Source organism: Burkholderia sp. Ac-20379 (genome assembly GCF_017104645.1).
In the GTDB taxonomy this organism is placed as follows: Bacteria; Pseudomonadota; Gammaproteobacteria; order Burkholderiales; family Burkholderiaceae; genus Burkholderia.
Genome location: NZ_JAAGPF010000208.1, coordinates 1 through 13,003, shown reverse-complemented (window position 1 = coordinate 13,003; position 13,003 = coordinate 1). Strand labels below are relative to the sequence as shown.

At 64.7% G+C, this 13,003-nt stretch carries 11 protein-coding genes; 6 read left to right on the top strand and 5 right to left on the bottom strand.

What is annotated here, in order from left to right:
• Positions 1-661 precede the first annotated feature (661 nt).
• On the top strand, positions 662-2,212 hold the full coding sequence (locus G3N92_RS22630) for a methyl-accepting chemotaxis protein (RefSeq protein WP_206129813.1): 1,551 nt from the start codon (positions 662-664) through the stop codon (positions 2,210-2,212).
• A gap of 121 nt (positions 2,213-2,333) precedes the next feature.
• On the opposite strand, the gene G3N92_RS22625 is transcribed toward G3N92_RS22630, so the two are convergent.
• A complete protein-coding gene (locus G3N92_RS22625; protein ID WP_206129812.1) occupies positions 2,334-3,692 on the bottom strand; it encodes an MFS transporter in 1,359 nt (452 codons plus the stop codon).
• 48 nt (positions 3,693-3,740) lie between these two features.
• Positions 3,741-4,391 carry a 4-carboxy-4-hydroxy-2-oxoadipate aldolase/oxaloacetate decarboxylase gene (locus tag G3N92_RS22620; RefSeq protein WP_206129811.1) on the bottom strand — a complete coding sequence of 217 codons (651 nt, stop codon included), beginning with the start codon at positions 4,389-4,391 and terminating at the stop codon, positions 3,741-3,743.
• Positions 4,392-4,481: 90 nt separating this feature from the next.
• Between G3N92_RS22620 and G3N92_RS22615 the strand changes: the two genes are divergently transcribed.
• Positions 4,482-5,375 (top strand): LysR family transcriptional regulator, encoded by an 894-nt coding sequence (locus G3N92_RS22615; RefSeq protein ID WP_206129810.1) that lies wholly within the window; start codon positions 4,482-4,484, stop codon positions 5,373-5,375.
• Positions 5,372-5,617, top strand: coding sequence for a hypothetical protein (locus tag G3N92_RS22610; RefSeq protein WP_206129809.1), 246 nt, complete (start codon positions 5,372-5,374; stop codon positions 5,615-5,617). The genes G3N92_RS22615 and G3N92_RS22610 overlap by 4 nt, the downstream gene beginning before the upstream one ends.
• A gap of 46 nt (positions 5,618-5,663) precedes the next feature.
• Here G3N92_RS22610 and G3N92_RS22605 read toward each other — a convergent pair whose 3' ends face one another.
• From G3N92_RS22605 to G3N92_RS22595, 3 genes are all read right to left on the bottom strand, one after another.
• Positions 5,664-6,959: a glycosyl hydrolase gene (locus tag G3N92_RS22605; protein ID WP_206129808.1), complete on the bottom strand. Its 1,296-nt coding sequence runs from the start codon at positions 6,957-6,959 to the stop codon at positions 5,664-5,666.
• 932 nt (positions 6,960-7,891) lie between these two features.
• Positions 7,892-8,971, bottom strand: a complete 1,080-nt coding sequence (locus G3N92_RS22600) for an acyltransferase (protein ID WP_206129807.1) — start codon at positions 8,969-8,971, stop codon at positions 7,892-7,894.
• A 549-nt stretch (positions 8,972-9,520) separates the two neighbouring features.
• Positions 9,521-9,913, bottom strand: a complete 393-nt coding sequence (locus G3N92_RS22595) for a tautomerase family protein (protein WP_206129806.1) — start codon at positions 9,911-9,913, stop codon at positions 9,521-9,523.
• A 6-nt stretch (positions 9,914-9,919) separates the two neighbouring features.
• On the opposite strand from G3N92_RS22595, the gene G3N92_RS22590 reads away from it, so the two are divergent.
• From G3N92_RS22590 to G3N92_RS22580, 3 genes are all read left to right on the top strand, one after another.
• Complete coding sequence (locus G3N92_RS22590; protein ID WP_339385794.1) at positions 9,920-10,885, top strand: LysR family transcriptional regulator; 966 nt, start codon at positions 9,920-9,922, stop codon at positions 10,883-10,885.
• A gap of 321 nt (positions 10,886-11,206) precedes the next feature.
• Complete coding sequence (locus G3N92_RS22585; RefSeq protein ID WP_206129805.1) at positions 11,207-12,226, top strand: iron ABC transporter permease; 1,020 nt, start codon at positions 11,207-11,209, stop codon at positions 12,224-12,226.
• Positions 12,223-13,003, top strand: a 781-nt coding sequence (locus G3N92_RS22580; RefSeq protein WP_206129804.1) for an iron chelate uptake ABC transporter family permease subunit, incomplete at its 3' end; no start/stop codon positions are given. The genes G3N92_RS22585 and G3N92_RS22580, both read left to right, overlap by 4 nt.

The window sequence follows — 13,003 nt, the reverse complement described above, 5'->3', positions numbered from 1 at the left end:
CCGCCGCCGCGGCCGGCGCCGAATCGGTGCCGCCGCCGCCGCAGGCGCCGAGCAGCGTGCTGCCCATCAGCGCGCCGCCGTAGCCGAGGAAATGTCGTCGAGTGATCCTGAACGAGTGCTGTTGGGGGCTGCTGTCTTTCGCGTCGAATTCGGGTGCGCTCACTGCGTGTCTCCGTCCTGGATATTGTGATTGTGCCGTCGAGGGCGCTGCGGTTCTGCCATCGGCGTTGTCATACGATGACACGATGATAATAAGCACGAAATCATGGCCATGATGTCCGTGCTATCCCTAGTGGGGACGGGGCGAAAAGCCAATACAGGAAAGGATGTTGCGTCAATTCGTCTGAGATTAAGACTGTTGCGTCGCAGCACTCAGGGTAATCCTGAGCATGCAAAAATCTGCCAAAAAACGCCCCAACATATATGATGTCCGACGTTGAAAATGACAACATCCGCAAGATACGACAGCGCGCCGGCCAGCCTCGCGGGGGCCTCGCCAACGCGTGATCGGACAAGTCGGGAATCGCGCGCGCTGCACGTGTGCCGCGCGCTCAAGTTGCCGCCGGCCGTGTCGAAAACAGCAGGTGATCCGTACGAGCAGGGGAGCAGGGCGTTCGTCGGATGAATACGTAAAAAATCGCATCCAGGGGAAAACCACAGCATGAAAAACGTCAGCATCCGCATCGGCTTGCTGTTTATCCTCGCGTTGTTCGGCGCGATGATCGTCGCGGGCGGGGTGGCCGGCATCGTCTCGCTGCATGCGGCCAATCATTCGACGAATCGCGTTCATGCGATCTCGTCGCGCGTGATCCTGCTGAACGACGCCTACAAGGACATGACGCGCGCCCGCAGCGCGCTCGTGCGCGCCTACAGCACGGCGCGCGAGCAATCGAGCGTCAACACCTCGGCGATCGACAACGCGCAGGGCAGCATCGACAAATCGAGCAAGGAGCTGACCGCATTCGCCGGCGCCCCAGCGATCGACGGCCAGGACGCCGCGCTGCTGCAGGACATCGTGCAGCTTGGCCGCGCGCACACGGCCACGGTGCAGGCCGGCCTCGACGCGCTGCGCGCCAACGATCCCACCAAGTATTCGGCGATCAACGCCACCGACATCACCGCATCGGGGGCAGCCTATTCGAGCGCGCTCGAGCGTTTCCAGAAGCAGGCGAACCAGCTCGCGCAGGACGAGGCCGAACAGGAAGCGTCGCGTTACCAGGTTGTGCTGACGCTCGTGGTGATCGGCGTGGCGATCGCGCTGGCGCTGGTGGCCGGCGTGCATTTCGTGCTGCGCCGGCACGTGGTGCGGCCGCTCGAAGAGGCGGCGCAACTGCTCGGCAAGGTGGCCGACGGCGATCTCGATCTGTCGATTCCGGCCGGCGGCAACAACGAGGTCGGGCGTTTGCTGGCCGCCATCTCGCGGATGCAATCCGGGCTTACGCGCACGGTGCGTCAGGTGCTGAGCAGCTCGGATTCGGTCAACGTGGGTGCGAAGGAAATCGCGGCGGGCAACCTCGATCTGTCGTCGCGCACCGAGGAGCAATCGGCCGCGCTGGAGGAAACCGCCGCCAGCATGAAGGAACTGACCGACACCGTCACGCGCAACGCCGACAACGCCCGCACCGCCAGCTCGCTCGCCAACGAGGCGGCGCAACTGGCCACGCGCGGCGGCGACATGGTCGGCAGCGTGGTGACCACCATGAACGAGATCAGCACCGGCTCGACGCGCATGGCGGACATCATCGGCACGATCGACGGCATTGCGTTTCAGACCAACATCCTCGCGCTCAATGCCGCGGTGGAGGCGGCGCGCGCGGGCGAGCAGGGGCGCGGCTTCGCGGTGGTGGCGGGCGAGGTGCGCGTGCTCGCGCAACGCAGCGCGGGCGCGGCGCGCGAGATCCGCGAACTGATCGACGCCTCGCTCGGACGCGTGCAGGCCGGCAACGCGCAGGTGGCGCAGGCGGGCACGGCGATCACCGAGACGGTCGAGGCGGTGCGCCGCGTGGCCGGCATCGTGCAGGAGATCTCGGCGGAATCGAGCGAGCAGGCCAGCGGCATCGTGCAGATCGGGCAGGCCGTCGCGCAGATGGAGCAGGTCACGCAGCAGAACGCGGCGCTCGTCGAACAGGCCGCGGCGGCGGCTGGATCGCTGGAGACGCAGGCGCGTCAGCTTGAAGCGGCGGTGTCGTCGTTCCGGCTTTCGGCGGTTTGAGGCGTTCGGCGCGGGGCGCTTGGCGGCGTCGGGCGCGGGGCGGCATGCGCTGGCCGAGCTGGGCGTCCCGCGAAGGCGCTCAGCCCGGCCAGGGCAGCCAGATCGAAAAGGCTCGGCACGCTCAGCGCCGTGCCGGCTCCGTGTCGAGCGGCTCCGAAATCGTCAGCAGCAGCACGAAGGCCAGCGCCGAGATCGCCGACATGAAGCCGAACACGTGATCCCAGCCGTAGTGATCGAGCAGCAGCCCGGCGATGAACGGCGTGGCCGCGCCGCCGAGCTGGCCGCCCATGTTGACGATCGCGTTGGCCAGCGGGAACTGCGCCTTCGCCACGAACGCGGTGGGATACACCATGTAGGCCGAGAAGCCGATGCTCAGCGCCACGCCCGCCGTGAAGATCAGTAATCCGTACAGCAGCGGCGAGGCCGGCGTTCGGATCAGCACCACCATCATCAGCGCGGTCGCCACGGCCGAGAACATCATGCCGGGCTTGCGGCGCTTGCCGAACACGCGATCCGACAGCCAGCCGCCGAGGATGTTGCCCACCACCGCGCCCACCCACGGCGCGGCCGCCACGAAGCCGGTGCCGGTCACGCTGAACTTCTTGACCGTCAGCAGATAGGTGGGAATCCACGCCAGCATCACGCTCGAAATGCCCAACTGGCAGCAGTAGCCGAGCGCGCAGCCATAGATGTTCCAGGACGTGATCACGGCGCGCGTCGAGGCCAGCGGCGGCTCGCTGCGCACGCGCGTGAGGCGGTCGAGCCACGGCATCGCGCGGGTGCGTTCGATGCGCATCGGCGCGCCGGCCTGCGGGCCGCCCGCGTCGATCAGCTCGCGCTCGGCGCGATTGACGGCGCGGCTGTCGGCGGGCTTGTCGGCCACCATCGCATACCAGGCGATCGAGAACAGCACGCCCGGCAGCGCGAACACCACGAAGATCGCCTGCCAGCCCCAGGTGCCGATGATCGCCGCGCCGAGGATCGGCGTGATCACCGGGCCGAACTTCACGGCCGACAGGAAGATGCCCGACGCCGTGCCTTTCTCCTTCGCCGGGAACCAACTGTTGATGGTGGCGGCGATGCCGAGCGGCAGCGGCCCTTCGGCGAAACCGAGCGCAAGGCGGCACAGCTTCAGCGACAGCAGCGAGCCGGCTACGCCCGTGAGCGCGGTGGCGATCGACGTCAGGATCATCGAAACGGGCAGCGCGCGGCGTACGCCGAAGCGCGAAATCAGCCACGCCGACGGCAACTGCGCGAGCGCGTAGGCGATCAGAAACACGCTGACGAGCGCGCCCGCTTCGGCGTTGCTCATCGCGAATTCCCTGCGCAGGAACGGCAGCGCGATGCCGAGGTTCGCGCGATCGGCCGCGGCCACCGTGTAGATCAGGAAGAACAGGGTGGCGACCACCCAGCGATAGCGGGTGGGGCGCGCCGCGTCGGCCAACGCGCCCGGCGCGGCCAGGCTGCTGTCTTTTCTCATGTGTCTCGCTCCATATTGGAATGTTGTATGCGTTGCCGGCCGCCGGCGCTAGTTCAGGTCGAAGCGGCGCAGCGTCGACTCCAGCCCGAGCAGCTCGACCGTGGTCGCGCCCTCGCGGATCCGCTGGCGGAACGCCCGTTCCTTGTCCTCGCGCGCCTGGCTGACCTGCACCACGCGCTCGACGTCGTGCTTCGGCACCACCACCACGCCGTCGATGTCGCCCACCACGATGTCGCCCGGCTGGATCCGCACGTCGCCGATCGTCACCGGCACGTTGAGCCGGCCCGGCTGGTTCTTGCCGGTACCCTTGATGCAGAGGCCGCGCGCGAACACCGGAAAGCCCATCTCGATGATGGTGCGCGCGTCGCGCACCGCGCCGTGCATGACGAGCCCGGCCAGGCCCTTGTGCAGCGCCAGTTCGGTGAACACGTCGCCCCACGGGCCGGCTTCGAGGAAGCCTTTCGCGTCCACCACCAGCACGTCGCCCGGCTGCACCTTGAGCATCGCGTAATGGAGCATCAGGTTGTCGCCGGGGCGGATGTCGACCGTGACGGCCGGCCCGGCCACGCACATCGACGGATGGATCGGCTTGATGCCGCTGTCGAGCGCGCCGTGCGCGCCCTGGGCTTCGTAGACGGTGGCGCTGCCGAGCGCGCGCAGCGCCGCGATCGGATCGGTGGGTGTCTCGTGACGGCTCATGTTCGTTATGCGAAGTTTGATGGCGGTGACAGTTTTAGTTAAAGTTTCACCGCTATCAATCAGCGTTTTTTGAGCTTAAGTTCAATAAAAATGAATCTTCGACAGGTTCGCTATTTCTGCGCCGTGGTGGAGGCGGGCAGCGCCACCGGCGCGGCCGAGGCGCTGCATGTGGCGCCCACCGCCATCAGCATGCAGTTGTCGCAGTTGGAAGCCCACCTCGGCGGCGAGCTGTTCGACCGTTCGCGCCGGCCGATGGAGCTGACCTCGCTCGGCAAGTATTTCTATCCGCGCGCGAAGGAATTGCTGTCGCACGCGGGGCGGCTCGACGACGAGGCGCGCGGCATCGCCTCGGGCCAGCGCGGCTGGCTCGGCATCGGTTTCGTGCGATCGGTGGCGTATTCGGTGTTGCCGGCGGCGGTGCGGCGCTTTCGCGAAGGCTGCCCGGACGTGCATCTCGATCTGGTCGAGGCGCTCTCCGAATACCAGCCCGAGCGCTTGCGGCAGGGGCGCATCGATATCGGCATCTCGCGCTTCATCGGCCCGCTCGACACCAGCCCGGATCTCGTCTACACGGTGATGCTCGACGAGCCGTTCGTGGCGGCCGTGCCGATCGGCGACGCGCTGGCCCGGCAGCGCTCGGTGACGGCCGCCGAGCTGTCGCGGCTGCCGTTCATTCACTATCCGAAGGATCCGCGCAGCCCGTTCGGCCAGCAGTTGCTGACGGCGCTGAAGGCTGCCGGCGGCGACCCGCGCTCGGGGCACGACGCGATCGAGATCCACACCGCGCTGGCGCTGGTGGGCGCGGGGCTCGGCATGACGCTGGTGGGGCGCTCGACCGCCAAGAACAACCGGCGCGACGTGCGCTTCCTGCCGGTGAAGGGCTTCGATCTGCGCACGAAGCTGGTGACGATCACTCGGGCGCGCGACGACAACCGGCTGGTGGAGACGTTTCGCGACAGCTTGCTGTCGATGCGCAACGAATGAGCACGAATTCGAAACAGGATGGCAACGCCGTGACCACGCACTCCCTTCCCGATGGCGACTACCGCGCCACCTGCCGCGAGCGCAACGCGCTGTCGGCCGCCGCGAACGGGCACCGCCCGGTGTTTCCGCACGCGCTGATGCGCGTGGAAGACGGCTGGGCCACGTTTTACCGCGACGACGCGGCAATCTGGAGTTGCAGCGCGCGCTACGCGGCGGCGAACTTCACGATCGAACCGGCATGAGCGCGTCGCCCACGCGCGCTCATGCCGGTTCTTGCCGGGCAATCCGTCAAACCGGATTGGCCGCGACGAAGCTCTTGAACGCCGAATAGGCCGGCAACTTGGTGACGCCGTCCGATTTCACGAGGCCGTACTGGTCGTCGATCATCGCGTACATCATCACCGACTGGATGTTGTACTTGTCCTTGATCGACTTGTACTCGGTCAACGCGCGCGTGACGTAGGCGGCCTGTTGCGTGGCGGTGTCGATCGGGCCGGTCCAGCCCCATTCGGTCAGGAAGATCGGCACCCCGAACGAATCCTTGAGCGCCTGCAGCACGTCGTAACAGGCGTTGTTGCGCCAGCCGCAGACGATGTCGCCCGAGCTTTCGTACCAGTGATAGCAGGTGATGTCCCAGCGCACCGAGGCCGCGCCGGTCGTGCCGTTGACGCTGCCGTCCGGCGTGATGCCGCTCCACAGCATTTGCAGCGCGCGATACGCGAGCGGAACGCCGACGTTCACGCCCACCTTGATCGTCGAATCGATCGCCTTGACGCCGTCGATCATGCCGCGAATCACGCCGCGGAATGCGGGCCAGGCCGCCGGGTTGTAGTTGTTCGTGTTGCTGCCGTCGCCGTTGGTGATCACCGGCACGTCGAGCTCGTTGCCGCATTCGATATACGACACGAGGCCCTTGAGCGGCGTGGTGGCGCTGGTGCCGAGGTTGTAGCCGAGCGTGTAGGCCGCCGATTCGCTGAGCGACGTGCTCCAGCCGGCCGAACTCGGGTTCAGCACCGGGAAGATCGACACGCCGCTGTTCGCGAACGGGCCGGTGAGCGCCGTGGCCAGCACCTTCGCCATGTCGGAGCCGGCCACGTCGCACCGGTACATCGTTGCGCCCAGATCCTTGATCATCGCAAGCTGCGCGGCGGCCGACATCGTGTGATAGATGCCCGAGTTGTAGGCCATGTGCCCGTTCAGGCCGTAGAAGAACGGCGTGCTCGACGTCGACGTGGCCGTGGTGCGCGGATCGGTCGTGCCGAGGTTCTGCCATGGACTACCATTCTTGAACCATGTGCCCGATTGGTTCTTCGCGTAGATCGTGCCGTTGTAGTACAGGATCAGCGCGAGCGACACGGACGAGCCCGTCGACACGGCGCTGCCGTTCTTCGCGACGTTGCCCGAGGCGAGCGTCCAGGTGTTGCCGGCGCTGTCGACGATCGACGCGGCGGGCGGCACGGTGGTGCCGCTGCTCGAGACGGTGGTGCTGGCCGACGATGCCTTCGGCGTGTGCGGCGAGCGCTCGGCGGCGTCGCTTGCACCGCCGCAGCCGGCGAGGGTCAGGCCGCCGGCCCCGGCCAGCATGTAGGAGAGAAAGCTGCGGCGAGACTTTAGAGAGGATCCCGTAGCGTTGGTGGAATTATTGCCGATGTCGGCTTGTTTTGAGTGAATGTCGAGTTTCCGCACTGCAATTATTTCCGATGTAAGTTCGAGAGCGCACAGTGTATGGGCCTTTTATTTGAGGTTTAGTATCAAAATGTAACGTTGATTGTGTGGTAATTTATAGACTGTTTGTTTGAATTGAGGTGAAGTGACTTGGTGTGATGGTAATTTTAAGAAGGGGATTTTTTATGGATTAAGGAAGCGCGAGTTGGGGTGGATTTTTCGATGTCCGTAGACGAAGTTTTCGATCTTCGTTGATCTATATTTTTCTAATAAAATCAATGATTTACATTTTTTGGTGGGATAAATTTCCGATCTGGAATCAGGCATTGGGAGGGGATGGTTTCGCGAGCGAAGCAGCGGAATGGCGAGGGTGATCAAGGCAATGAATTTTCGGCTGAAAATAGGGTTGAATTGCGTTGTTGGTGTTTGGTAAGATTCGATGGATTTTGAATTATATTGAATGCGGTAAATATTACTTTAACGTGGTTGGGTTTGTGTTTATTCGATAAGAAAAACTGAATACATAAAGAGTTTCGCGCAAGCCTGAGATAGTTGGATTGGCTTCATATGGCTGACACATAATCCCCAAAACAGTGCGCTGCGGGGTTGTCGAAAGCCGCCGCTTCCGGTTGTTTCGGTTTGGGCGCCGCGCCGGTTGGCGCCGATGCGCGGCAGGCCGGCTCGATGAAGATGGCAACGCTGAACGAGGCCATGGCCGGCGCATGGCGAGTCACGCAAGCTGAGGTGGCGGGTTGGGGTTGCAGGCGCTGCTGGCCCAACGACGCCTGCGCGAGCGATCTCGAATCGAGCGAACGTAGAACGCGAACGGGCCTACGCTCGGCGGTAAGGTGTCATCGCTTCGCCAGAGCCGATCCGCGCATATCGACGAACAGCGTCGGGAGCCGATGTCCAAGGCCTATGAACGGTTTCTCGACCAGATACCACGACAGCACGCCGGCCAGGATTGCCAGAGGGATGGCGATGATCTGATTGGTATACGGGCCACTGTGAGGAAGCAGCGACGCAACTGTCTGCTGTGCCGGCCAGCCGTATACGTAGATGCCGTAGGAAAAATCCCCGGGGAGTTTGATGGAGCGGACAGCCTGCGTCGTCATGAGCCAAATCGGGGCGAGAAGGAACGCGGGGTAGAACGCATATTCAAACGCAGGGCCATGTCGCAAGAGGTAGGCGAGCAGGCACAGGCCGATGACGAGCCGGCCATCTATCCGGATGGAATCCTTGACCAACGCCAGGAGAACGCCGAACGCGAAAAATGCCGGCAGTCGGCCCGCATCGTTGTTGTCCAACAGTCCGAACGCGGAGATGCTGTCCGGACGCGCCATGAACCACACGATCGATGCGCCATAGACCGCTGCGGCACCCCATTTGAATCGGAACAGCCCGCACATTCCAAGGCCAAGAAGAATGGCGTACATGAGCAGTTCGTACGCAATTGTCCAGATCGCGCCATTCCCGGTTGTGACGGCGTTGTGCTGAAACACACCAGGGATTTCATATCCGAGGTACGAGTCGAAAACGATATGCTCGTACATCCACGAATTGGCGAAATACTGATGCAAGGGTAGAGCCGTCAGTAGCGGCCCCAATATTAAAAGGCACACTGCACTGCTGACGATCAGCCCAGGGAATATGCGGAATAGTCGTGCAATAGAAAATTTCAATGGTGACTCATCGCGCATCCAACTGGTAGCAATCAGCATGCCGCTAAGAAAGAAGAAAAATTTAACGGCAAGCGAGCCTGAGTAATCGAATCCGAGCGCTGCTCCGATCGGCTCGCGAATCCCGTCGGCAGGCGCAAGCCCGTAGGCATGTCCCCAGATCACCGAGATGGAAGCGATCAAGCGAAAAAGATCCGCGTTGTTGTTATTCCGGCGTAGCGCTTCGTTCAGGGTAATGTTGGGTCGTCTCATATATTGGAATATTCATGATGGTATTAATGGAGTCTGGAGTATTACACCGCATTTCCTGGGGTTGTGGTTTCTTGCAAAATGGTTGCGGTGACGTATTCGGGCTTCAGAGGAAAGCAGTGTCGATGTGTGAAATGCGAAAAATATGAGGGCGGCAGCGTATAAGGGCGGAATATCGGCAAACAAAAAAGGGACCAATGGCGCCTCCTGCGAGACATGTTCTTCAATCTCTGCCGAGATATGAATGCCGCGGGCAAGACTGTGCGGAATCGCAGCCACACATGAGACGGTCAGGCTGCGTGTCACCGGCAGAAGGTCGGGCAACTCAGCGTGGCAACGAAGGAGCGAGCAATCTGTTATTTGACATAAGGTAAATTAACGACATTTTGATTGCTAGTCCTAAGTTCAAATGTCGTGTTTCCGCTAAGTTCAAATGTCGTGTTTGCGAGCTCAGTCTGGTGGCCGGCCATCCTCGATCGCGCGCCCACCGTGCACAAGCCCGTCCTGGTCGCGACGGCACCCAGACATTTCACCTAACGCCCCTAACCACACTCAACGTGTCAAATGCAACGGCGGCGGCGTTTTCCCGCCGCCGAACGAACTGGTGACGCGGTCGTAGTCCAGGAAAAACACGATGATGTCGTTCGCATCCACGCCAACCTCGGTCAGGTTGCGAACGAGTTCCGTGCGTACCCGGTGCTTTTGCTGCTCGGACGTACCAGCGGAAATCAGGATCTCGAACGTCAAAAGCCGCGCCGACCGGTCGCGCGGCAGATCCGGATAGCGCTTGTCGATGACGAGATGCGACGGCGGCAGCGCGACGACGCGCTGAAATACATCGTCGGCCGGATAGCCCGCGGCAATATTGGCCGAGCGGATCGCGCCGAGCAGCGTGTCGGGCGTGTCGTAGCTGCCCTGCATCAGGGTCAAGGTATAGAACGGCATGGTGTGATGGCTCCGTTGAACGTGAAGGAATCGAGACTGAAAATTATCAGTGGCCATTCCATTCGAAAAGCGGGATTATCCGGGCTTATCCAACGGAAAATCGGGACGATAACCATGCAGGCGTTCGACCTCGAGCAGTTGCGCACGCTGGTGGCCGCGGTCGAGGCCGGCAGCCTCGCCGGCGCGGCGCCCACGCTGCACCGCTCGCAATCGGCGGTCAGCGAACAGTTGAAGAAGCTGGAGGAATTCGCCGGCGTCGCGCTGCTTCAGCGTGGCAAGAAAGGCGTGCGGCCCACGGCGGCCGGCGAGCGCCTCGTCGTGCATGCGCGGGCGATGCTCGCCGCGAGCGATCGTGCGCTCGACGACATGCGCGGCATGAGCCTGGCCGGCGAATTGCGGCTGGCTATCACGGATTACTTCCGCCCCGCCGCCGTGCCGCAGTTGCTGCGGGGCTTGCGCAAGCGCTATCCGAAGCTCCGGCTGCACGTATCGATCGTCAAGAGCATGCAGATCGAACGGGACGCGCAGAGCGGGGATTTCGATATCGGGCTCGGCATGCGGATCGCGGGGCCGGACAACTCGTCCGTTGGCCAGCCCCTGCGCCGCGAAGCGTTGACGTGGGTAGCCACGCGCGATTTCGAGCACGAGCCGGGCAGCCCCTTGCCGCTGGTCGCATTGCCGCCCGATTGCGCGCTGCAGCGCAGCGTCCGGCAAACGCTCGACCAGCACGGCGTGCCGTATGTGGTCGCGCATTCGGCGTCGGGCATCGCCGGGCTGCAGTCCGCGCTGGAGGCCGGCCTCGGTGTGGCGTGCCTCAATGCGTCGGCAGTACCGCCTCAGGCAGTCGATTATCCGATCGGGCGGGACCTGCCGGGATTGCCGGACATCGAGTTTTTCCTGCTGCCGCCGCGGCCCGGCGAAACCGAACTGATGAGCGAGGTGCGGAACCTGCTGGTGACGCAGTTCGCTTGACCGATGGCGGCCCGGCCAGCTCGGCCCGCCCGGCACCTCAAGCCGATCGGTTCTCGGCCTGCGCCGTCAAGGGCTTCGGGCCGCTCGCCGGCAAGGCGCCGATATATCAATATGAGCAGCTGATAAATCGCACCGGAACATGAATGCCGATACGTCGACGGCATTGCCGGTCAAGGGCTCGGCCGCAGCGCCGGTGCCGACGACGCCCCTCGTCTTGACATTTCCTTGACATCCCCCCGCCTACCATCCGCTTCGTAACAGCAATCATTCCCAATCATCGACGTCGCCGTCCGCCGCGCCGTCTCGTGCAACGGCAGTCAATTGAAATCCCCCAGATGGACCGTGGCCGCCGGTAGCGGCAGCCCAGGCAACGCGAGCCGCCAATGCCAACCGGCCCCTCGGCGGCGCCTCGCCGCATTCGGCGTCTCGCTCGGCATCCTGGCCGTGCTCGCTCTCGTCAGCGTCGCGGTCGGCTCGCACGCGCTCGGCGCCGACGCCGCCCTCACCTTGCGCCACTACCGCCTGCCCCGCACCGCGCTCGCGATCCTCGTCGGCGCGGCGCTGGGCATGTCCGGCTGCCTCGTGCAGACGGTCACGCGCAATCCGCTGGCTGGCCCCGGCATCCTCGGCGTCAATTCGGGCGCGGGCTTGTTCGTGGTGCTCGGCATCGGCGCGGGGGCGATCGCGCCGCTCGAACAATTCGCGCTGGCGTTCGCCGGCGCGGGCGCGGTGGCGACGCTGGTGTTCGCGGGGCGCTTTCTGTCGCGTTCGTCCGATCCGGTGCGGCTGCTGTTGATCGGCGCGGCGATCGGCGCGAGCCTCGAATCGATCACGGCGGGCGTCACGCTGCTCCAGCCGAACAGCCTCGAACAGTTTCGCCAATGGGCGGTGGGCTCGGTGGCCGATCGCGACGCGGCCATGTTGCCGGTGCTGGCAGCGTGCGTGGCGGCGGGCCTGATCGCAAGCGCGGCGATGGCGCGCGCGCTCGACGTGGCGGCCATGGGCGACGAGCACGCGGGCGCGCTCGGCATTCATCGCGGCCGGCTGCTGCTGGCCTGCGGCGCGACGATCTCGATGCTGTGCGGCGCGGCCACGGCGGCGGCCGGCCCGATCGTGTTCGTCGGCCTGCTGGCGCCGCATCTGGCGCGCGTGACGATCGGCGCGGGCATGCGCTGGGCCTTGCCGATGTGCGCGCTGGTGGGCGCGTTGCTGCTGCTGTCGGCCGACATCCTCGGCCGCCTGCTGATTCCCGGCAGCGAGATTCCGGCCGGCGCGATGTCGGCGGTGATCGGCGCGCCGCTGTTCTTCGCGATGGTGCGGCGCAAGGGGTTCAAACCATGACGCGCATGATGACGGCGCTCGCGGCCGGCCTGATCGCCCTGATCGCGACGCTGCTGGCTCAGCTCTGCCTCGGCCCGTTCGGCCTCGCGCCGCACGCGGTGTTCGACGCGCTCGCGAACCCGGCCTCGCCGGATCGTTTCGCGGTGCTCGCGCTCGGCCTGCCGCGCTACGTCGTGGGCGCGCTGGTGGGCGCAGCGCTTGGCGCGTCGGGCGCGATCTTCCAGACGGTAACGCGCAACCCGATCGCCAGCCCCGACGTGCTGGGCTTCGGCGCGGGCTCGGCCACGGGCGCGATCGTCGCGCTGCTGTTCCATGGCGGCTCGCCCGCTTCGGCCGCGCTGCTGGCGGTAACGGGCGGCCTCGCGACGGGGCTGGCCGTCTACGGCCTGTCGGGCGGGCTGCAAGGCTCGCCGCGCCGGCTCGTGCTGTCCGGCATCATGATTTCGGCGCTGCTGTCGGCGGTGAACGGCTATCTGCTGATCAACACCGACGTGCAGGACACGCAGGTGGTGCTGACCTGGCTGTCGGGCAGCCTCAACACGGCGTCCTGGCAGGACGTGCCCGGCCTCGCGGCGGCGCTGGCCGTGCTGATCGCGATCTGCCTGCTGCGGCAGCGCAGCTTCGGCCTGATCGAATTCGACGACGCGGTGGTCACCACGCTCGGCGCGCGCCCGGGCCTGCTGCGCGCGTCGTGGATCGTGCTCGGCGTGCTGCTGGTGGCGATCGCCACGGCGATCACCGGGCCGATCGCGTTCGTCGCGCTGGCCGCGCCGCATA

Coding starts and splice junctions, on each gene's coding strand:
- G3N92_RS22590 (WP_339385794.1), top strand. CDS start 9,920: ATGGCTCCGTTGAACGTGAAGGAATCGAGACTGAAAATTATCAGTGGC.
- G3N92_RS22620 (WP_206129811.1), bottom strand. CDS start 4,391: ATGAGCCGTCACGAGACACCCACCGATCCGATCGCGGCGCTGCGCGCG.
- G3N92_RS22605 (WP_206129808.1), bottom strand. CDS start 6,959: ATGCTGGCCGGGGCCGGCGGCCTGACCCTCGCCGGCTGCGGCGGTGCA.
- G3N92_RS22615 (WP_206129810.1), top strand. CDS start 4,482: ATGAATCTTCGACAGGTTCGCTATTTCTGCGCCGTGGTGGAGGCGGGC.
- G3N92_RS22595 (WP_206129806.1), bottom strand. CDS start 9,913: ATGCCGTTCTATACCTTGACCCTGATGCAGGGCAGCTACGACACGCCC.
- G3N92_RS22600 (WP_206129807.1), bottom strand. CDS start 8,971: ATGAGACGACCCAACATTACCCTGAACGAAGCGCTACGCCGGAATAAC.
- G3N92_RS22630 (WP_206129813.1), top strand. CDS start 662: ATGAAAAACGTCAGCATCCGCATCGGCTTGCTGTTTATCCTCGCGTTG.
- G3N92_RS22625 (WP_206129812.1), bottom strand. CDS start 3,692: ATGAGAAAAGACAGCAGCCTGGCCGCGCCGGGCGCGTTGGCCGACGCG.
- G3N92_RS22610 (WP_206129809.1), top strand. CDS start 5,372: ATGAGCACGAATTCGAAACAGGATGGCAACGCCGTGACCACGCACTCC.